Annotated in this window: 18 protein-coding genes; 6 read left to right on the forward strand and 12 right to left on the reverse strand. The window is 60.8% G+C overall.

Features of this window, described 5'->3' with window-relative positions:
- The 7 genes from P0D68_RS02745 to P0D68_RS02775 form a co-directional block, all read right to left on the reverse strand.
- The coding region (locus P0D68_RS02745; RefSeq protein WP_408294446.1) for a citrate/2-methylcitrate synthase at positions 1–632 on the reverse strand (632 nt) is incomplete at its 3' end.
- Between the two features lie 81 nt (positions 633–713).
- Positions 714–986, reverse strand: a complete 273-nt coding sequence (locus P0D68_RS02750) for an FAD assembly factor SdhE (RefSeq protein WP_091804882.1) — start codon at positions 984–986, stop codon at positions 714–716.
- 1 nt (position 987) lies between these two features.
- Complete coding sequence (locus tag P0D68_RS02755) at positions 988–1,692, reverse strand: succinate dehydrogenase iron-sulfur subunit (protein WP_012428644.1); 705 nt, start codon at positions 1,690–1,692, stop codon at positions 988–990.
- A 24-nt stretch (positions 1,693–1,716) separates the two neighbouring features.
- The gene (sdhA, locus tag P0D68_RS02760) at positions 1,717–3,492 is read right to left on the reverse strand and encodes a succinate dehydrogenase flavoprotein subunit (protein ID WP_091804886.1); all 1,776 of its coding nucleotides are present in this window, start codon (positions 3,490–3,492) and stop codon (positions 1,717–1,719) included.
- A 4-nt stretch (positions 3,493–3,496) separates the two neighbouring features.
- Complete coding sequence (sdhD, locus tag P0D68_RS02765; RefSeq protein ID WP_091804890.1) at positions 3,497–3,865, reverse strand: succinate dehydrogenase, hydrophobic membrane anchor protein; 369 nt, start codon at positions 3,863–3,865, stop codon at positions 3,497–3,499.
- 3 nt (positions 3,866–3,868) lie between these two features.
- Positions 3,869–4,285, reverse strand: coding sequence for a succinate dehydrogenase, cytochrome b556 subunit (gene sdhC / locus P0D68_RS02770; RefSeq protein ID WP_091804894.1), 417 nt, complete (start codon positions 4,283–4,285; stop codon positions 3,869–3,871).
- A 168-nt stretch (positions 4,286–4,453) separates the two neighbouring features.
- On the reverse strand, positions 4,454–5,254 hold the full coding sequence (locus P0D68_RS02775; RefSeq protein WP_091804898.1) for a GntR family transcriptional regulator: 801 nt from the start codon (positions 5,252–5,254) through the stop codon (positions 4,454–4,456).
- Between the two features lie 494 nt (positions 5,255–5,748).
- Here P0D68_RS02775 and P0D68_RS02780 point away from each other — a divergent pair, with 494 nt between their 5' ends.
- The 6 genes from P0D68_RS02780 to acnA all read left to right on the forward strand — a co-directional run bounded on the left by P0D68_RS02780 (position 5,749) and on the right by acnA (position 14,211).
- Entirely contained in the window at positions 5,749–6,732 is a 984-nt protein-coding gene (locus tag P0D68_RS02780; protein ID WP_007178772.1) for a malate dehydrogenase, read from the forward strand.
- A 269-nt stretch (positions 6,733–7,001) separates the two neighbouring features.
- Positions 7,002–8,018, forward strand: coding sequence for an HpcH/HpaI aldolase/citrate lyase family protein (locus tag P0D68_RS02785; protein ID WP_408294453.1), 1,017 nt, complete (start codon positions 7,002–7,004; stop codon positions 8,016–8,018).
- Between the two features lie 160 nt (positions 8,019–8,178).
- A complete protein-coding gene (prpC, locus tag P0D68_RS02790; protein ID WP_408294455.1) occupies positions 8,179–9,366 on the forward strand; it encodes a bifunctional 2-methylcitrate synthase/citrate synthase in 1,188 nt (395 codons plus the stop codon).
- A gap of 103 nt (positions 9,367–9,469) precedes the next feature.
- Positions 9,470–9,976: a hypothetical protein gene (locus P0D68_RS02795; RefSeq protein WP_091804907.1), complete on the forward strand. Its 507-nt coding sequence runs from the start codon at positions 9,470–9,472 to the stop codon at positions 9,974–9,976.
- A 25-nt stretch (positions 9,977–10,001) separates the two neighbouring features.
- The gene (locus P0D68_RS02800; RefSeq protein WP_408294458.1) at positions 10,002–11,453 is read left to right on the forward strand and encodes a bifunctional 2-methylcitrate dehydratase/aconitate hydratase; all 1,452 of its coding nucleotides are present in this window, start codon (positions 10,002–10,004) and stop codon (positions 11,451–11,453) included.
- A gap of 40 nt (positions 11,454–11,493) precedes the next feature.
- Positions 11,494–14,211 (forward strand): aconitate hydratase AcnA, encoded by a 2,718-nt coding sequence (gene acnA / locus P0D68_RS02805; RefSeq protein ID WP_408294461.1) that lies wholly within the window; start codon positions 11,494–11,496, stop codon positions 14,209–14,211.
- 105 nt (positions 14,212–14,316) lie between these two features.
- Here acnA and P0D68_RS02810 read toward each other — a convergent pair whose 3' ends face one another.
- The 5 genes from P0D68_RS02810 to P0D68_RS02830 form a co-directional block, all read right to left on the reverse strand.
- Positions 14,317–15,378 carry a hypothetical protein gene (locus P0D68_RS02810; protein WP_408294464.1) on the reverse strand — a complete coding sequence of 354 codons (1,062 nt, stop codon included), beginning with the start codon at positions 15,376–15,378 and terminating at the stop codon, positions 14,317–14,319.
- Entirely contained in the window at positions 15,375–16,391 is a 1,017-nt protein-coding gene (locus P0D68_RS02815) for a sensor histidine kinase (protein ID WP_408294467.1), read from the reverse strand. Before P0D68_RS02815 ends, P0D68_RS02810 begins: the two co-directional genes overlap by 4 nt.
- Before the next feature lie 12 nt (positions 16,392–16,403).
- Entirely contained in the window at positions 16,404–17,012 is a 609-nt protein-coding gene (locus P0D68_RS02820; protein WP_408467986.1) for a response regulator, read from the reverse strand.
- Between the two features lie 191 nt (positions 17,013–17,203).
- Complete coding sequence (locus P0D68_RS02825; protein ID WP_408294506.1) at positions 17,204–18,271, reverse strand: OmpA family protein; 1,068 nt, start codon at positions 18,269–18,271, stop codon at positions 17,204–17,206.
- 152 nt (positions 18,272–18,423) lie between these two features.
- Positions 18,424–19,263 (reverse strand): ABC transporter permease, encoded by an 840-nt coding sequence (locus P0D68_RS02830; protein ID WP_091805049.1) that lies wholly within the window; start codon positions 19,261–19,263, stop codon positions 18,424–18,426.
- Positions 19,264–19,276: the final 13 nt, after the last annotated feature.

Consider the following 19,276-nt stretch of genomic DNA (forward strand, 5'->3'; position numbering starts at 1 on the left):
CACGGGTTCGAGAACATCATGTGCATGAAGTTCGCGCTGTACGACAAGTCGTTCTTCGGGTACGCAAACGGCTGGCCGATGCTGTACTTGTACGCCATGGCGACGAGCGTAGGCAGCTTCGCGATCATGCGAATGGCCGACACTTCGCGGTGACGCGGATTGTTGATGTCGAGCGAGTCGTGATAGAAGGCCGACAATGCGCCGACTGCAGCGACCAGAATCGCCATCGGGTGTGCGTCGCGACGGAAACCACGGAAGAAGAAGTGCATTTGCTCATGCACCATCGTGTGGTTCGTGACCGTCTTCACAAACTCGGCGTTCTGCTGCGCGTTCGGCAGTTCGCCCTTCAGCAGCAGATAGCAGGTTTCGAGGAAGTCCGCGTTTTCCGCGAGGTTGTCGATCGGGTAGCCGCGGTACAGCAGCTCGCCCTTATCGCCGTCGATGTAGGTGATCGCGGAATTGCACGCCGCCGTCGACATGAAGCCCGGGTCGTACGTGAACTTGCCGGTCTGGCCGTACAGTTTGCGGATGTCGATCACGTCCGGGCCGAGAGTGCCCTTGTAGATCGGCATTTCAACGCTCGGCGAATTGTCGCTGAACGATAGCGTGGCTTTAACATCTGACGGGGTCATAGCAGATCCTCAATCGAAGTATGGAAACAGGTTTTCGATAATTGCACGCCTGGAACAACGGACAAGCGGCACACGGGCCGCTCAGGCATTCCGCAGCAACTCCAGCACCCGGATCACATCCGGGTCGGCAAGGTCGCCCTCCGGTTCCTTGCGCGCGAGCAGCAAGTCCATCAGGTCGTTATCGCTCAGCTCGAGCAGGCGCGTGAGAGCGCCCACGTCGGCATCGCTGAGGTCATGCTCATATCGGCCGAAAAAACGTTCAAAGATCAGATCGTTTTCCAGCAGGCCCCGCCGCGCGCGCCAGCGAAGGCGCGCGCGGCGGAGAGGGTCGGACTGATGCGATGTGTCGTCCATCTCAAACAGCGCGGCGAACCATCAATTCCTTGATCTTGCCAATCGCCTTGGTCGGGTTCAGGCCCTTCGGGCAAACGTCGACGCAATTCATGATCGTATGGCAACGGAACAGACGGTACGGATCTTCCAGGTTGTCGAGGCGTTCGCCGGTCGCTTCGTCGCGGCTGTCCGCGATGAAACGGTAGGCTTGCAACAGGCCGGCCGGACCAACGAACTTATCCGGATTCCACCAGAAGCTCGGGCACGAAGTCGAGCAGCTAGCGCACAGAATACATTCGTACAGGCCGTCGAGCTCGTCGCGTTCTTCCGGCGACTGCAGACGTTCCTTTTCCGGCGGCGGCGTATCGTTGATCAGGTACGGCTTGATCGAGTGATACTGGTTGAAGAACTGCGTCATATCGACGATCAGGTCGCGAATGACCGGCAGTCCCGGCAGCGGACGCAGCACGATCTTTTGCGGCAGATCGTTCATGTTCTGCAGGCAGGCCAGACCGTTCTTGCCATTGATGTTCATGGCGTCCGAACCGCACACGCCTTCGCGGCACGAGCGGCGGAACGACAGCGTTTCGTCAACTGCCTTCAACTTCAGCAGCGCGTCGAGCAACATGCGTTCGTGCGAGTCGATTTCGATCTCGTACGTTTGCATGCGCGGCGCTGCGTCCTTGTCCGGGTCGTAGCGATAAATTTCAAATGTACGCTTTGCCATTTCTGAATTCCTTTGACTTGTGCCTTAGAAGGTCCGCGCTTTCGGCGGAACCGATTCGACCGTCAGCGGTTGCATGTGAACCGGCTTGTAGTCGAGGCGATCGCCTTCGCTGAACCACAGCGTATGGCGCAGCCAGTTTTCGTCGTCGCGATGTTCGAAGTCGTTCTGCGCGTGCGCGCCACGGCTTTCCTTACGCGCTTCGGCCGAAACCATCGTGGCGCGGGCCACTTCGATCAGGTTCGCCACTTCCAGCGCTTCGACACGTGCCGTGTTGAACACCTTCGACTTGTCCTTCAGATGGATGCTGTCGACGCGGTCAGCCACTTCGCGGATGCGCTCGACGCCTTCCGACAGCAACGCCGAGGTACGGAACACGCCAGCGTGTTTCTGCATCGTGCCGCGGATGTCGTTTGCGACCGATTGCGCGTACTCGCCTGAGGACGAGCTTTCCAGCTTCGCCAGACGCGACAGCGCGAAATCAGCGGCGTCGGCCGGCAGCGGCTTGTGCTCCTTGATTTCCTTCACGTGCTTGACGATGTGATTGCCGGCGGCGCGGCCGAACACCACCAGGTCGAGCAGCGAGTTCGTACCGAGACGGTTCGCACCGTGCACCGACACGCACGAGCATTCGCCCACTGCGTAAAAACCGTTGACCGGCTCTTCGTGACCCTTCGACGTACCCACGACCTGGCCGTGAATGTTCGTCGGAATACCGCCCATCTGATAGTGGATGGTCGGCACGACCGGGATCGGCTCCTTGATACAGTCGACGTTCGCGAACTTCAGCGCGATTTCGCGGATCGACGGCAGACGCTTCATGATCGTCTCGGCGCCGATGTGCGACAGGTCGAGCAGCACGTGATCCTTGTTCGGACCCACGCCGCGGCCTTCCTTGATTTCCTGGTCCATCGAACGCGAAACGAAGTCGCGCGGCGCCAGATCCTTCAGGGTAGGCGCGTAGCGTTCCATGAAACGCTCACCGTTCGAGTTACGCAGAATGCCGCCTTCGCCGCGCACGCCTTCGGTAATCAGCACGCCCGCGCCGGCCACGCCGGTCGGGTGGAATTGCCAGAATTCCATGTCTTGCAGTGCGATGCCCGAACGCGCCGCCATACCCAGGCCGTCACCGGTGTTGATGAACGCATTGGTGGACGCCGCGAAGATGCGGCCCGCGCCGCCCGTGGCGAACAGCGTGGTCTTGCCTTCGAGAATGTAGACGTCGCCGGTTTCCATTTCCAGCGCGGTCACGCCGAGCACGTCGCCTTCGGCGTCGCGGATCAGATCCAGCGCCATCCATTCGACGAAGAACTGCGTCTTGGCCTCGACGTTCTGCTGATACAGCGTGTGCAGCAGCGCGTGACCGGTACGGTCAGCCGCCGCGCAAGCGCGTTGCACCGGCTTTTCGCCGTAGTTGGCGGTGTGGCCGCCGAACGGGCGCTGGTAAATCGTGCCGTCGGCGTTACGGTCGAACGGCATGCCGAAGTGTTCGAGTTCGTAGACTGCGTTCGGTGCTTCGCGGCACATGAACTCGATCGCGTCCTGGTCGCCGAGCCAGTCGGAGCCCTTGATCGTGTCGTAGAAGTGATAGTGCCAGTTGTCTTCGCTCATGTTGCCGAGCGAAGCGCCGATGCCGCCTTGGGCAGCGACCGTGTGCGAACGCGTCGGGAACACCTTGGACAGCACGCAAACCGACAGACCAGCGCGCGCGAGTTGCAGCGAAGCGCGCATCCCCGAGCCGCCTGCGCCGACGATAACCACGTCAAACTTGCGACGCGGCAGAGAATTCTTGATTGCAGCCATTCTTTTACACTCTCCAGAGAATCTGCGCAGCGTAGCCCGCACATGCGAGCAGCCAGACGATCGTCAGCGCCTGAAGGAACAGGCGCGTGCCAACGGGCTTCACATAGTCCATCCAGATGTCGCGGATACCAACCCAGGCGTGATAGAACAGCGAGAGCAGCGTGACGAACGTGGCGAGCTTCATCCATTGCGTCGCGAAGATCGACGCCCAGCCTTCATACGAAAAATCGCGCGCGCCGAAGAACCAGACGAGCAGGATCACCGTGTAGATCGCCATGATCGTGGCGGTAATGCGCTGGGCGAGCCAGTCGCGCAGACCGTAATGCGCGCCGACGACAAGACGCTTCGAACCGATTCGGTTATTAGCTGACATTTTTTAGAATGCTCCGAACAGTTTTGCCGCGAATGCGATGGTGAGCAGCGACGACACGACGAGAACTACGATAGAGGTCGACTTGCCTTTTTCCTTCGTGACCGCATTGTGGTTCGTGTCCATCAACAGGTGACGGACGCCGGCGCAGAAGTGGAACAGGAAGGCCCACGCGAGAACGAGCGTGATGAGCTTGACGACGATGTTGGAGAGGAAGCCTTTGAAGACTTCGAAGCTGAGTTCAGAAGTCAGACTCTGATCGAAGAGGTACAGCAGGAACGGAAGAAAAACAAAAAGCAGACCACCGCTCACGCGGTGCAAGATCGATACTCGCCCCGCTAGCGGGAGACGGTACGCAGTCAATATCTGCCCGATACCGATGTTCCGGAATTCCGGCCTCGGTTTTTTTACGGCTTCAGCCATGCTAGACCCCTACTATGTAGTCACACTAATCCGCAATTTTAGCGCCTTTTTATATCGCGCTGCAGCGAAAACCACGAGTAGTCCGTTGCAGCCTGCGCGATAAAGGCGCCTTCAAACAGGCACGCGCGCGGGACGCGGCGCCCTCATTCAAACCGTTTCAAACCCGTTTCAACTTAGATCGTTCTGATAGTAGTACCCGGTTGTGACATACCAACCACGGCGCACTTCGACCGGCCGGTCTCCGTATGTATAGGACACGCGCTCGACCGATAGCAGCGGAAAACCCGCCGGCACGTGCAGCAGGTCGGCCACGGCGGGCTCGGCCGCCACCGCGCGGATCTTCTCCGTTGCGCGGATCATGCGCGTGCCGAATTCCGTCTCGAACATCGCGTAGAGTGGACCTTTATACTCCGACAACCGCTCGAGCGTGAGGCCGCGAAACACGGCGCCGGGCAGCCAGATTTCGTCGAGCACAGTGACTTCGCCGTCGAACTGCAGCAATCGCTTGATCAATACAACCGGATCGGCGGGTTTCAGATCGAGTTGCCGTGCGATGTCCGCCGAAGCGCGCAAACGCCGGCACTCGAGCAGGCGGCTCACGTGCGGGTGTTCCGCTCCGTCATCGGCCAGCAATCTGAGGAAGCGAAACTGGGCGCGGTCTTCGTTGTGCGTTGCAACAAAAGTGCCCTTACCCTGGCGGCGCACCAGCAGGTTGTCGGCAGCAAGTTCGTCGATCGCTTTGCGCACCGTTCCTTGGCTGACCTTGTATCTGGCCGCCAATTCGACTTCACTAGGAATGATCTCGCCCGGCTTCCACTCGCCGCTTTCAAGGCTCTGCGTGATCAGCCCCTTGATCTGCTGATACAAAGGGCTGAAAGTGGGCGACGTGGCCGGGGCGGCAGCGGGTACACCCTCGCCTGCGGCGCCTTGGCCGTTCGGATTCGTGGTGTTCGCCGGGTTCGAATTCATCCGCGCATTTCATCATAAAGGGCTGGGCCGCGTCTAGGGTTTTCCCCTCAATAGATATGTCTTATATAAGACATAAGATAATGTTGACTTTGTGTCTAGCGACTCCTACACTCCTTGTCGAACAAGGGTTTGCGGGTTTTCGGAGGCTGTTTCGCGCAGCGCCGCGACGCCCCGGCAGCCACCCTGCACCATGCTGTTCCCACGCAGTTCAGGTTTCGATTTCGCCGCCATTCATTGGCCAGACGCTTGCCGAAACGCGCTGTTTGCAGGAGCCCGCACCGTGCAGCGGCTACCCGGCGCTTCGTATTCCCGCTCCCATGCAGTTGTACAGGTTTCCGGCACGGCGGTCTCGCCGCAACGCGCCGCTCGCCCTCGGCAGATTACGAGGCAGTCCGCGAACAGTGAATTCCGCCGTGTTTCATAACGCTTCGCTGAACGCGCATATAGAATGGCGTTTTCCCTAGCGTCTAACGCATCGTCCTGGAGATTTCTCAATGGCTAAGCCCGCAAAGCGCGTTGCCGTCACCGGCGCCGCAGGTCAAATTGCTTACTCCCTGCTGTTCCGCATCGCCAATGGCGACCTGCTCGGCAAGGATCAGCCGGTTATCCTGCAACTGCTCGACCTGCCGCAAGCACAAGGCGCCGTCAAAGGCGTCGTGATGGAACTGGATGATTGCGCATTCCCGCTGCTGTCGGGCGTCGTGATCACCGACGATCCCAAGGTCGCATTCAAGGATGCAGACGTGGCCCTGCTGGTCGGCGCCCGTCCGCGTTCGAAAGGCATGGAACGTAAGGACCTGCTGTCGGCGAACGCCGAAATCTTCACGGTTCAGGGCAAGGCGCTGAACGAAGTCGCCAGCCGCGACGTGAAGGTTCTGGTGGTCGGCAACCCGGCCAACACGAACGCTTACATCGCCATGAAGTCGGCGCCGGATCTGCCGAAGAAGAACTTCACCGCCATGCTGCGTCTGGACCACAACCGCGCGCTGTCGCAACTGGCGGCCAAGTCGGGCAAGCCGGTCGCTTCGATCGAAAAGCTGGCCGTGTGGGGCAACCACTCGCCGACCATGTACCCGGACTTCCGCGTTGCAACGGCAGAAGGTCAGGACCTGACCAAGCTAATCAACGACGAAGAATGGAACCGCAACACGTTCATCCCGACCGTCGGCAAGCGCGGCGCGGCGATCATCGAAGCACGCGGCCTGTCGTCGGCAGCGTCGGCGGCTAACGCGGCAATCGACCACGTGCGTGACTGGGTGCTCGGCACGAACGGCAAGTGGGTCACCATGGGCATTCCGTCGGACGGTTCGTACGGCATCCCGGAAGACATCATCTACGGTGTGCCGGTTACGTGCGAAAACGGCGAGTACAAGCGCGTCGAAGGTCTGGAAATCGACGCGTTCTCGCGCGAGAAGATGGACGGCACGCTGCAGGAACTGCTGGAAGAGCGCGACGGCGTTCAACATCTGCTCGGCTAAGCGGCTGATGCAGACAAACCGGAACTCCTGAGAAAACGCCGGGCCGCCCCAAGCTTGTTATCCCGCTTGGGGGCTTGGCGCAAAGCGAAAGGTCTGGGTGCTCCCAGACATCAACGTGGCGGGTTCCGGTTTTTTTTTGTGCGAACGCAGTTGTTCGCATCTGATTCGAGCGCGTTTTGCGTAGTTGCCGCGACGGTCTGGCAGAGCGCGCCCGAATCAGATTTCTCCAAACAGTTTTTCCAAACCCTACCCACACCCTGACGCCGAAGATGCGCGCCCTCACACCCGCCGAAGTGCTGTTTGACGGCGAAGTGCCGCCCGCTGTGCTGCCTGCCTGCGATCACTACGCCGGCAGCGAAAAGCTGATGCTGAAATCGCTCGCGTTGCAGCAGCAGCTCGGCCCGGTGTTCGATATCACGCTCGATTGCGAAGACGGCGCGCAGGTCGGTCGCGAAGCACAGCACGCGGAACTGGTCGCCTCGCTGCTCGGCAGCGAGCATGACCGCTTTGGCCGCGTCGGCGTGCGGATTCACGACTTCGACCACGCGCACTGGCGAGACGACGTCCGCCTCATTCTGCGTGCCGCGAAGCGAGCGCCTGCTTACATCACCCTGCCAAAAATCCGCAACGTCCCCGATGCCGCCGAAATGGTCGCGTTCATCGAGGCCACGCGCCGCGAACTCGGCATCGAGCAACCGGTGCCGGTGCAATTGCTGGTCGAGACGCACGGCGCGCTGACGCGCGTGTTCGATCTGGCCGCACTGCCCGGTGTGGAAGCGCTGAGCTTCGGGCTAATGGACTTCGTCTCCGCGCACGACGGCGCGATTCCCGACACGGCCATGCGCTCGCCCGGCCAGTTCGATCATCCTCTGGTCCGGCGTGCGAAGCTGGAAATCTCGGCTGCCTGCCATGCGTACGGCAAAGTGCCGTCGCACAACGTCAGCACGGAAGTGCGCGACATGAGCGTGGTGGCAAACGACGCCGCGCGTGCCCGCAACGAGTTCGGCTACACGCGCATGTGGAGCATCCACCCGGCGCAAATCGAGTCGATCGTCGCCGCGTTCGCGCCGCGCGACGAAGAGATCGCCACGGCCACCGAAATCCTGCTGGCCGCGCAGTCCGCCCAATGGGGCCCGACGCGCCATCACGACACGCTGCATGATCGGGCGAGCTATCGCTATTACTGGTCGGTGCTGCGTCGCGCGCAAGCCACCGGTCGCACCGTCCCACAAGACGCCGCGCCGCTCTTCGCGAAAGTGGGCACTAACGTGCAAGCCGCATCATGAGCATGCGCGTCCATGCGGCGATCGGCACGGCGGCGTTGAATGGTGTACCTGTACACCGTCTTGCAATCGAAACACTGAATCATCTGGCGCTGCGGGCGAGCGACGTCGAAGGCGTAGGTCAACCAGAAGCAATGAGCAGGCACAAAGGAGATTGCGGGAGATGAGCGAGACAACGCAAACCGCCGGTGCACAAGGCGGCAACGAACCCCAAAGCGGCTTCAAACCGAAGAAATCGGTCGCCCTGTCCGGCGTGACGGCGGGCAATACCGCCCTCTGCACGGTCGGCAAGACCGGCAACGACCTGCACTACCGCGGCTACGACATTCTCGATATTGCGAGCGCCTGCGAATTCGAAGAGATCGCGTACCTGCTGGTCCACGAAAAGCTGCCGACCCAGGCCGAACTCACCGCGTACAAGACCAAGCTGAAGGCGCTGCGCGGCCTGCCCGCGAACGTCAAGGCCGCGCTCGAATGGATCCCGGCCGCAGCACACCCGATGGACGTGATGCGCACCGGCGTGTCGGTGCTGGGCACCGTGCTGCCGGAGAAAGACGATCACAACCTGCCGGGCGCGCGCGACATCGCCGACAAGCTGATGGCCTCGCTCGGTTCGATGCTGCTCTACTGGTATCACTACTCGCACAACGGCAAGCGCATCGAAGTGGAAACCGACGACGACTCGATCGGCGGCCACTTCCTGCATCTGCTGCACGGCGTGGAGCCGTCGAAGGCGTGGGTCGACGCAATGCACGTGTCGCTGAACCTGTACGCCGAACACGAATTCAACGCATCGACCTTCACGGGCCGCGTGATCGCGGGCACGGGATCGGACATCTATTCGGCGATCACGGGCGCGATCGGCGCGCTGCGCGGGCCGAAGCACGGCGGCGCCAATGAAGTCGCGTTCGAGATCCAGTCGCGCTACCAGACGCCGGACGAAGCCGAAGCGGACATCCGCCGCCGCGTCGAGAACAAGGAAGTGGTGATCGGTTTCGGCCACCCGGTGTACACGATTTCGGACCCGCGCAACAAGGTCATCAAGGAAGTCGCGAAGAAGCTCTCGAAGGAAGCGGGCAACACCAAGCTGTTCAGCATCGCCGAGCGGCTCGAGTCGGTGATGTGGGAAGCGAAGAAGATGTTCCCGAATCTGGACTGGTTCAGCGCGGTCTCGTATCACATGATGGGCGTGCCGACGGCCATGTTCACGCCGCTCTTCGTGATCGCGCGTACGGCCGGCTGGAGCGCGCACATCATCGAGCAGCGCATCGACAACAAGATCATCCGTCCGAGCGCAAATTACACCGGACCCGAGAATTTGAAGTACCTGCCGCTAAATAGGAGAAAATAGCGGTCGCTGTGCGCTTTCAAAGCGCGTGCAGTTTAACCACGCGGTCGCCAGGACCGGTAGCCCGCGGAATGTTTAACTGAAACTAGATAGAAAGGTTTTCTCCATGAAAAAGCTGATGATCGCCGCCGTGATTGGCGCCCTGTCCACGACGATGCTGGCCGTCGCGACTGACGCCGTCGCGCAACCGGCGACCACCACGAAGCCGGCAGCCAACGCTGTCCCGAAAAAACCGCAGCCGAAGCGCCTGATCAAGCGCAAACCGAACCCGGCCAAGGAAGCAAAGGTCGATCCGGTGCCGGAAGGCGCGGAAAAGTGGTCGTGCAACGAAGGCCTCGCGTTCGAACTGAAGGGCGACATGAAGCGTGACCAGATCGTCACGGTTCACTGGGCTAACAAAAATTACAATCTGCCGCGCGAAGCAACCACCACGGGCGCAGACCGTTTCCACGACGCCGCAACGGGCATGGATCTCGTCGTGATCCCGACGAAGGCCATGTTGTTCTCGGACAAGGACAGCTCGCGCCTGGCCGACGAGTGCAAGACAGCAGCCATGGTTGAAGGCGCTCCGGCTCCGACGCAATCGAACGCGATCAACAAGAGCAGCAACTAAGTATCGTCATCAGGAAAACGTCCCGATGTCCGCTCCGATTTCCAACGTGCGACCCGACCCGGACCAAGTCCTGGTCGATATCGTCGATTACGTGCTGGAGTATCAGATCGACAGCACGCTCGCGCTGGAAACCGCGCGTCACTGCCTGATCGATACGCTCGGTTGTGGACTCGAGGCGCTCACCTACCCAGCCTGCACCAAGCTGATGGGACCGATCGTGCCGGGCACGATCGTCCCCAACGGCGCGAAGGTGCCCGGCACGTCGTTCCAGCTGGATCCCGTTCAGGCCGCCTTCAATATCGGCGCCATGATCCGCTGGCTCGACTTCAACGACACATGGCTCGCCGCCGAATGGGGCCACCCGTCGGACAACCTCGGCGGCATTCTCGCGACAGCCGACTGGCTCTCGCGCAGCGCCATCGCAGCCGGCAAAGAGCCGCTGGCGATGAAAGACGTGTTGGTCGCCATGATCAAGGCGCACGAAATTCAAGGCTGTATCGCGCTCGAGAACTCCTTCAACAAGGTTGGGCTCGACCATGTGCTGCTGGTGAAGCTGGCGTCGACCGCGGTGGTCGGCCAGTTGCTCGGTCTCACGCGCGACGAGCTGATCAATGCGGTCTCGCAGGCGTTTGTCGATGGGCATGCGCTGCGCACGTACCGCCACGCGCCGAACACCGGTTCGCGCAAGTCGTGGGCCGCGGGCGATGCGACATCGCGCGCGGTGCGTCTCGCGCTGATCGCGAAGACCGGCGAGATGGGCTATCCGTCGGTGCTGACGGCGAAGACGTGGGGCTTTTACGACGTTCTGTTCAAAGGCAACGCATTCAGGTTCCAGCGTCCGTACGGTTCGTATGTGATGGAAAATGTGCTCTTCAAGATTTCTTTTCCGGCAGAATTCCACGCACAAACGGCGGCGGAAGCCGCGATGAAGTTGCACGCGCAACTCAACGCAGCCGGAAATCATGTGGACGACATTCGCAAGATCACGATCCGCACGCATGAAGCCGCGATTCGCATCATCGATAAGAAAGGCCCGCTGAACAATCCGGCCGACCGCGATCATTGCATTCAGTACATGATCGCCGTGCCGCTGATCCACGGCCGCCTGACGGCCGCGGACTATGAAGATTCGACCGCACAGGACGCGCGCATCGACGTGCTGCGCGCGAAGATGGAATGTGTCGAAGACCCGCAGTTCACGAAGGATTACCACGATCCGGAGAAGCGCTCGATCGCCAATGCACTGACGATCGAATTCAACGACGGTTCGACATTCGACGAAGTCGTAGTCGAATACCCGATCGGTCATAAACGTCGTCGCGAAGACGGGATTCCGTTGCTGGTCGAGAAGTTCAAGACCAACCTCGCGCGCCGCTTTCCGGTCAAGCAACAACTGGCGATTCTCGACGCGTCGCTGGATCAGGCAAGGCTCGAAGCCATGCCGGTCAATGAATACGTCGATTTGTACGTCATCTAGTCAGGTACAGTAGTTCCGCGATCAAACCAAGGAAAACACCATGGCCCACAACCTCCACAAAACGCTCAAGGAATTCGACAGCGGTTCCGGCAAAGGCAAGTTCTACTCCCTGCCGCAACTCGGCAAGGCACTGAACATCAAGATCGACCGCCTGCCGGTTTCGATCCGTATCGTGCTGGAATCGGTGCTGCGTAACTACGACGGCAAGAAAATCGCCGAAGAACACATTGAGCAACTCGCGAACTGGAAGCCGACCGCAGCGCGTGTCGATGAAATTCCGTTCGTGGTGTCGCGTGTCGTGCTGCAAGACTTTACTGGCGTGCCGCTGCTCGCCGACATCGCCGCGATGCGCGGTGTCGCGAAACACATGGGCAAGGATCCGAAGTCGATCGAACCGCTGGTCCCGGTCGATCTGGTCGTCGATCACTCGGTGCAGATCGATCACTTCCGCGAAAAGAATGCGCTCGACCTGAACATGAAACTGGAATTCCAGCGCAACAACGAGCGCTACCAGTTCATGAAGTGGGGCATGCAGGCATTCGACACGTTCAAGGTCGTGCCGCCGGGCGTCGGTATCGTTCACCAGGTGAACCTGGAATACCTCGCACGCGGCGTGCACAAGAAGGCTGAAGGCGCGGACACGGTGTACTACCCGGATTCGCTGGTCGGCACCGATAGCCACACCACCATGATCAACGGTATCGGCGTGGTGGGCTGGGGCGTGGGCGGCATCGAGGCGGAAGCCGGCATGCTCGGCCAGCCGGTGTACTTCCTGACGCCGGACGTGGTCGGCGTCGAACTGAAGGGCAAGCTGCGCGAAGGCCTGACGGCGACCGATCTGGTCCTGACCGTCACCGAACTGCTGCGTAAAGAGAAGGTAGTCGGCAAGTTCGTCGAATTTTTCGGCGAAGGCACGAAGTCGCTGTCGCTGCCGGACCGTGCGACGATCGGCAACATGGCGCCGGAATACGGCGCAACGATGGGCTTCTTCCCGGTCGACGAAAAGACCATCGACTATTTCAAGGGCACGGGCCGCACCGACGCAGAAATCTCCGCCTTCGAAAACTACTTCAAGGCGCAAGGTCTGTTCGGTATTCCGAAGGCCGGCCAGATCGACTATACCAAGGTCGTCACGCTGGATCTCGGCACGGTCACGCCGTCGCTGGCAGGTCCGAAGCGTCCGCAAGACCGTATCGAAATCGGTCATGTGAAGTCGACCTTCAGCGACCTGTTCTCGAAGCCGGTGGCGGAAAACGGCTTTGCGAAGAGGGCGGAAGACCTCGACGCGCAATACACCACGAGCAACGGCGTCGACGTGAAGAACGGCGACATCCTGATCGCGGCCATCACGTCGTGCACGAACACCTCTAACCCGAGCGTGCTGCTCGCCGCCGGCCTGCTGGCGAAGAAGGCTGTCGAAGCCGGCCTGACGGTCGCTCCGCACATCAAGACGTCGCTGGCACCGGGATCGCGTATCGTCACGGAATACCTGACGAAGACCGACTTGATGAAGTATCTCGACAAGCTCGGTTTCACGCTGGCCGCTTACGGTTGCACGACCTGTATCGGTAACGCGGGCGATCTGACGCCGGAACTGAACGAAGCGATCACGAAGAACGACATCGTCGCGGCAGCGGTTCTGTCGGGCAACCGTAACTTCGAAGCGCGTATTCACCCGAACATCCGCGCCAACTTCCTGGCCTCGCCGCCGCTGGTCGTCGCTTACGCGATCGCCGGCAATATCACGCGCGACCTGATGACCGAACCGGTCGGCAAGGGCAAGGGCGGCAAGGACATCTACCTGGGCGACATCTGGCCGACCAGCGAAGAAGTCAACGCACTGCTCAAGTTCGCGCTGGACGCCGACGCGTTCCGCAAGAACTACGCGTCGCTGACCAAGAAGGGCGACCTGTGGAGCAAGATCGAAGGCGAAGAAGGTCAAGTCTACGACTGGCCGAAGTCGACCTACATCGCTGAGCCGCCGTTCTTCGGCAAGGACTTCTCGATGACGCCGGCCGACAGCATTGCTGCTGTGACGAACGCGCGTGCGCTGGGCATCTTCGGCGACTCGGTCACGACCGACCACATCAGCCCGGCTGGCTCGATCAAGGAAGACTCGCCGGCAGGCAAGTGGCTGAAGGAAAACGGCGTGCAGAAGGCCGACTTCAACAGCTACGGCTCGCGCCGCGGCAACCACGACGTGATGATGCGCGGCACGTTCGCGAACGTGCGGATCAAGAACCTGATGATCCCGGCGAAGGCAGACGGCTCGCGCGTGGAAGGCGGCCTGACGATTCACCAGCCGAGCGGCGAACAACTGTCGATCTATGACGCAGCAATGAAGTACATCGACGCCGGCACGCCGACCGTCGTGTTCGCGGGCGAAGAGTACGGCACGGGCTCGTCGCGTGACTGGGCTGCAAAGGGTACGCAACTGCTGGGCGTGAAGGCTGTGGTCGCACGCAGCTTCGAGCGGATCCACCGTTCGAACCTGGTCGGCATGGGCGTTCTGCCGCTGCAGTTCAAGGGCTCGGATAGCGTGCAGTCGCTCGGTATCACCGGCGAAGAAACGTACGATATCGAAGGCCTCGGCGCTGACTTCAAGCCGCAACAGGAAGTGACGCTGGTGATTCGCGGCAAGGACGGCAAGGAGAAGCGCGTGCAGGTACTGCTGCGTATCGACACGCCGATCGAAGTCGACTACTACAAGCACGGCGGGATTCTGCCGTTCGTGCTGCGTTCGCTGCTGGCCGCTTAAGGCTGGCGATAGCGCAAACAGCTTGGCTGTTTTGCAGGGGCTGCGTCCTGTGGAGGACGTGGCCGACTTTGAAGCCCGACCATTGGTCGGGCTTTTTTTTCGCCACTACTTCGGAATGCGACCTGTCTGGAACGCGTCCGGGTTGTCGGTGATCCTGCGCTGGGTCATGCGAACGCTCCAGTCGGTGTCACCCGGCGTCGGCGCGCCGGCGCGCGTTGTGATTGTCGCGCGACGCATCTGCGCCGCCCAAGCGAGCAGCGCCGTGCGCTCGGCCGTTTCGTTTGCGGACGAGGAGCGTGCAGTCCACTCGGATGACTTCGACGCGGAGGGCCGCGTGGCCGGGTTGGCTGTGCGGCTCAATGCGAGACGCCCGTCGACTTGCGCTTTGCTGAAGCGCACGATCGGAAGCGGGTGATCCGCCTTCGCGGGACGGCTCGGCGCCGTTCGATGCATCGGCTCTCGCAGCTCGGCATGTGACGCGATCTGTTCGACACGTTGCGGCTTCGCAGTCGGGACATGGCCAAGCGCAGTGCGCGGGGACGTATTGGTCGGCGTAGGCACTCCGGACACTGCGGCCTTTGGTGTCGCATTGGTCGGCTTAGGCGTTCCGGACACAGCAGCCTTTGGTGTCGATATTGAACTAGCCGCCAAGGCTTCGTCTTGCGCAATCGTTCCGGCGAATTCAGCTGGCGAACGAAGCGCCACCGGCCGTGTTACCGCCGTGGCCGCCAGCTTCCCGGCGTCGTGCGTCGTACAGGTGGTCAGCAGCCATGCTAGCGCAATGCTGCAGCCCGCGAAGATCGCCGCTCCAAGCAGATGATCCGACCGCGTCGAACGCGGGCGCACGCGCCCCATCTCCAGGTAATACCTCGCTTCGGCCAGCTGCTCGTCGAAGCGGCGCGAGTGGTCGCGCCGTTGAGGCAGTTTATAGAACAACAGAAACTTCACGCCCGGTGGAAACGGCCCGCGACGTGCCGCCGACGCCCCGCGTTGTACCGCATTCTCGATTACCTGTTGCGCGCCGGTACGTGCTACGGGTTGCGGTTCGCGTTGCGCCGCGGACTGCGCCGGCCGCCGCCGCGATCCGAAGGGCGGCGGCAACGCATCGAACGGCCGCGCGACCGGAAGCGCCAGATCGCCTTCGATCAAAGCCAGCGGTCGGCTCATCGTGAGGTGCTCCGGTATGCGCAGGCCGTTGCTTCGAGTTGCATGACGAGCATTCTCGCGCGCGCCATTAGCGCGTCGGCTAAGGTGGCTCTGTGCTCACGAGGCGATACGCTCGCGCGCCGCAACGCGTCCATCAAATCTCGCGCGCCGACGAGCCCCACTGCGCCACTCAAACGGTGCAGCACGCCTTGGAGATGCTCAAAGTGACCTTCACGAAGCAACCCGCTGAGCCGCCCGAGGTCGTCGTTCATTGCGTCACGCCAGTTGGTGATAAATGCTTGAAGATCGACTCCCTCTTCAGACAAGGCATCCAGATAACGGCTGTCGAAGGGCTCAAAGGAGCCGCTCGTTGAGCGATCCCGTGGCTGCGCGGCTCTGGAGAAAGGAGGCGTCTCGACGTTACCGCAAGTCGTTTGCGCGGACCGCGCCGATTGTTCGACGCAAAACGGCGCGTTGAAGATTGCTCGAGGGCCTTCCTCAAGATCGCTCGAGACGCAGAGTTCGCCGCGCATGCGCTGCGCCAATATTCTGCAAAGCGACAAACATGCTTCAGCGTCGCCAAGCCATCTGGCCATCTGTGGATCTTCAACAGTTGGAGCGTAAAGTGGCTGCGGGACAGCGGGCGCGTGTTTGACGGGCGCATCGACCACGCTGATAAAAATTCGTTGCGAGTTCGAACTCAACGGCTGTGCCCGCACGACGAGCGAAATCTCTCCCTGCATGGTGAGTTGAATCGTTCGATTGAGCAAATGGAAAACGAGCTGACCCAGGCGGGCACCGTCGGCAAGAATCGTTTCAGCTACCGATTGATCGACACACACGCGCAAACGCAAGTCGCGACGACGTGCGAATGGAGTGAGCAGAGCGATAACACCATCTATCACTTCGCGCAGATCCGTCATGCTCTCGTCGAGAACGAAAGCGCGGGATTCCAATGGCGAGGCGTCCAGCAGATCGTTAAGCGTTTGACGCCACGTACACGCGGAAGAACGGGACAGGCTCACAATGGTCATAGCCTACACAACCTAATCGACCAAACGATGCGAAGTCGCAAACTCGATTAGTCCTGCCAATGACGAAAGACCGAGTTTTTCCTGGATGCGGCTCTTGTAGGTGCTGACAGTTTTGTCGCTCAAGGATAGGCGGACGGCAATGTCCCGATTGCTCACACCGCGCGCCAGATATTGCAATACCTCCACCTCTCGCGCTGACAAAGCGCTCAGTCCGCTCACGGCCTCAGCTTCGGCGCTGTCAGCCGGGAAGCAGTCGTAGCCGGCCAGCACCGCCTCCACGCCGCGCATGATCTCTTTCATTTCCTGCGACTTGCCGACGAAACCGTGGACGCCCGAGCGCATTGCGCGCGGCGCGAACGTGGCCGGGTCGTGGCCCGACAACACCATCACTCGAATGGGTGGATGAACGAGCCTGAGACGGGGAATCACATCGAGCCCACTAATGCGCGGAATGTCGAGATCCAGTATGGCGAGTTCCGGGGTGTGCACCCGAGCCATCTCCACGGCGGTCTGGCCGTTGTCGGCCTCGATCACTTCTTCCACGCCGAGCAATTGCATGAGCTGCATTTTGATGACCATACGGAACGCCGGATGGTCATCGATAACCAGAATAGTTGACATATCTCCTAATCCTTCTGAACACGCGTTGCGACGCCGATTGTTGTCAGCGTCAAGCTTGAGAACGCACGTATGTGTGCGGGCACAATTGCCCGTGGCGAATGGTGGTACGACACGGACTCGTCGAAACGATCGACCTTCTGCGCGCTGTTGTTCGCACGCCGGAACGCAGGATCGTGTTAGCTGCAAGGGCACTAGGAACGCGCCGAGACAAGTTCGATCTCGACGCGGCGATTGGGCGCGAGGCATCGCCTCAAGACATCACGGCTGGTCTGCCGGCAATCGACCAGCGGGTCCGCACTGCCTCTGCCCAGCGCGGTCATCGGCAAGCTCACGCCATGCGCTCGCAGATATCGCTCGACCGTGCGCGCACGTCGCAACGACAAGCCAAGGTTGTATGACTTGTCGCCGAGGCGGTCGGCGTAGCCGGTGATCTTCAGCGCGTGCAATGCGGGAACGGCTCTAAGGTCTGTCGCCACGTCATCAAGCTGGCGCTTGCCGGCAGGCAAGATGGCGGCTTCTTCGCCGCCGTTGAAGCGGAAAAGCGAATCGGCCTTTAGCGTGATCTTTTGCGGCGACTTTGCAGCAGAGGCAAGAGCCGATGCGGGGGTTGGTATTGGCTGCCCGCATTGCAGAGCCCGTTGCGCCGATTGGCGCAAGTTGTCCTGCACCTCCGGCAAGCGCTTCTCGGCGTTGGTGAAGCTGCGGCGCCAAGCGTCATGCCCGGCTTGCATCAGTTCGACTTCAGCGCATGCGAGCGGCAGCTGCGCCGGCGGACATGAAACGACGGCGGGATCCGACTTGATGGTATTGACGATTTTCCACAGATCGGGGCGCACCGTGGACACCGTGCGCAGTGCGGGATTGGCTGCGGATAACGGCGTGCCATTTTCCAGACTCAGCGTGATCGTGGCCGCCTGGCCGATCGCTTCTTCGACGAAGCCCCAGTGGTCGTTAGCTTGGCGCGCCTGTTCGGCGGCAGTGATCCAGCATTGCGCCTTGGCGTGAAAATAGCCGTTCTTGTCGCCCGGCAACCGATCGAGCCGCGCTTGTAGACTGGTCAGCGCCGCACTACTGCTTGCGATGGGTGCGTAGGTGCTGACCCATTGCGCGTTGACCGCGCCTGCGGCTTCGTCTTGCGTGGCGCCGAAGCCGGTTTGCAGCAACGTGGCATCCTGGATGCCGAGCCGTTCACGCGCGGCGTGGTCCGCGCAGGCTGTCAAGGCCAGCGCGCACACAAGCACCGTTAGCTGGTGTTTCATTGATTCTCTGCGACGAGCGCATCTTCTTATCGACGGCTACGAGTATGAAGAGACGCTGATACGCAGGGAATGGGAACAATCTTAGAATATCGTCTGAAATTTGTTGCGCATCATGCGATGCGAACAACAACGCGTTGCCGTTCGCATTGCATTCAGGCCTTGACCGCCCGTGCTGCGTTTCGCCCACGCAGCCACTCGAGCGCCAGCAACAGGCTGGTCGAGAACACAATCAGAATTGTCGCCAGCGCCGCGATAGTCGGGCTGATATTTTCCCGAATGCCGGTGAACATCTGACGGGGCAACGTAGTCTGATCCGCGCCCGCAAGAAACAGTGTCACGACGACTTCGTCGAATGAAGTCGCGAATGCGAACAGTGCACCCGAAATCACGCCCGGCGCGATCACAGGCAACGTGATGCGGAAAAACGTCTTCAACGGATTCGCGCCCAGCGACAAACTCGCCCGCACCAGGTTGTAATTGAACCCCTGCAACGTCGCCGCGACCGTCGTCACGACAAAGGGCACACCGAGCGACGCATGCGCGAGAATCAGCCCGATGTACGTATTGGCCAGCCCGAGCGGCGCAAAGAACAGATACATGCCCACGCCGACCACCACCACCGGCACGATCATCGGCGAGATCAGGATCGCCATGAGCAAGCCTTTGCCGCGAAAATTCGCTTTGGTCAGTCCGATTGCCGCGAGCGTGCCGAGCACGGTTGCGACCACCGTCGCCGAAGGCGCGACGATAAAGCTGTTCTTGGCGGCCATGCGCCATTCATCGGATGCGATCAGGTTCTGATACCAGCGCAGCGACCAGCCCGGAATCGGATACACCAGGAACGTACTCGACGAAAACGAGAGCGGCACGATCGCCAGCACGGGCAAGATGAGATACAGCAACGTCAGCACGGCAAGACCGCGCAGCGCGAAATACCAGACGCGCTCGACCCATGACGTATGCGGCGCGAACAATGGCTTGGCAAGTTTCATCGCAATAAACTCC

It is taken from the genome of Paraburkholderia sp. RL17-380-BIE-A (assembly GCF_046028085.1).
In the GTDB taxonomy this organism is placed as follows: Bacteria; Pseudomonadota; Gammaproteobacteria; order Burkholderiales; family Burkholderiaceae; genus Paraburkholderia.

Bases quoted from the DNA above. Each gene is read 5' to 3' on its own strand.
- P0D68_RS02750 (WP_091804882.1), bottom strand. From the start codon at position 986: ATGGACGACACATCGCATCAGTCCGACCCTCTCCGCCGCGCGCGCCTT.
- P0D68_RS02755 (WP_012428644.1), bottom strand. From the start codon at position 1,692: ATGGCAAAGCGTACATTTGAAATTTATCGCTACGACCCGGACAAGGAC.
- sdhA (WP_091804886.1), bottom strand. From the start codon at position 3,492: ATGGCTGCAATCAAGAATTCTCTGCCGCGTCGCAAGTTTGACGTGGTT.
- sdhD (WP_091804890.1), bottom strand. From the start codon at position 3,865: ATGTCAGCTAATAACCGAATCGGTTCGAAGCGTCTTGTCGTCGGCGCG.
- sdhC (WP_091804894.1), bottom strand. From the start codon at position 4,285: ATGGCTGAAGCCGTAAAAAAACCGAGGCCGGAATTCCGGAACATCGGT.
- P0D68_RS02775 (WP_091804898.1), bottom strand. From the start codon at position 5,254: ATGAATTCGAACCCGGCGAACACCACGAATCCGAACGGCCAAGGCGCC.
- P0D68_RS02780 (WP_007178772.1), top strand. From the start codon at position 5,749: ATGGCTAAGCCCGCAAAGCGCGTTGCCGTCACCGGCGCCGCAGGTCAA.
- P0D68_RS02785 (WP_408294453.1), top strand. From the start codon at position 7,002: ATGCGCGCCCTCACACCCGCCGAAGTGCTGTTTGACGGCGAAGTGCCG.
- prpC (WP_408294455.1), top strand. From the start codon at position 8,179: ATGAGCGAGACAACGCAAACCGCCGGTGCACAAGGCGGCAACGAACCC.
- P0D68_RS02795 (WP_091804907.1), top strand. From the start codon at position 9,470: ATGAAAAAGCTGATGATCGCCGCCGTGATTGGCGCCCTGTCCACGACG.
- P0D68_RS02800 (WP_408294458.1), top strand. From the start codon at position 10,002: ATGTCCGCTCCGATTTCCAACGTGCGACCCGACCCGGACCAAGTCCTG.
- acnA (WP_408294461.1), top strand. From the start codon at position 11,494: ATGGCCCACAACCTCCACAAAACGCTCAAGGAATTCGACAGCGGTTCC.
- P0D68_RS02810 (WP_408294464.1), bottom strand. From the start codon at position 15,378: ATGAGCCGACCGCTGGCTTTGATCGAAGGCGATCTGGCGCTTCCGGTC.
- P0D68_RS02815 (WP_408294467.1), bottom strand. From the start codon at position 16,391: ATGACCATTGTGAGCCTGTCCCGTTCTTCCGCGTGTACGTGGCGTCAA.
- P0D68_RS02820 (WP_408467986.1), bottom strand. From the start codon at position 17,012: ATGTCAACTATTCTGGTTATCGATGACCATCCGGCGTTCCGTATGGTC.
- P0D68_RS02825 (WP_408294506.1), bottom strand. From the start codon at position 18,271: ATGAAACACCAGCTAACGGTGCTTGTGTGCGCGCTGGCCTTGACAGCC.
- P0D68_RS02830 (WP_091805049.1), bottom strand. From the start codon at position 19,263: ATGAAACTTGCCAAGCCATTGTTCGCGCCGCATACGTCATGGGTCGAG.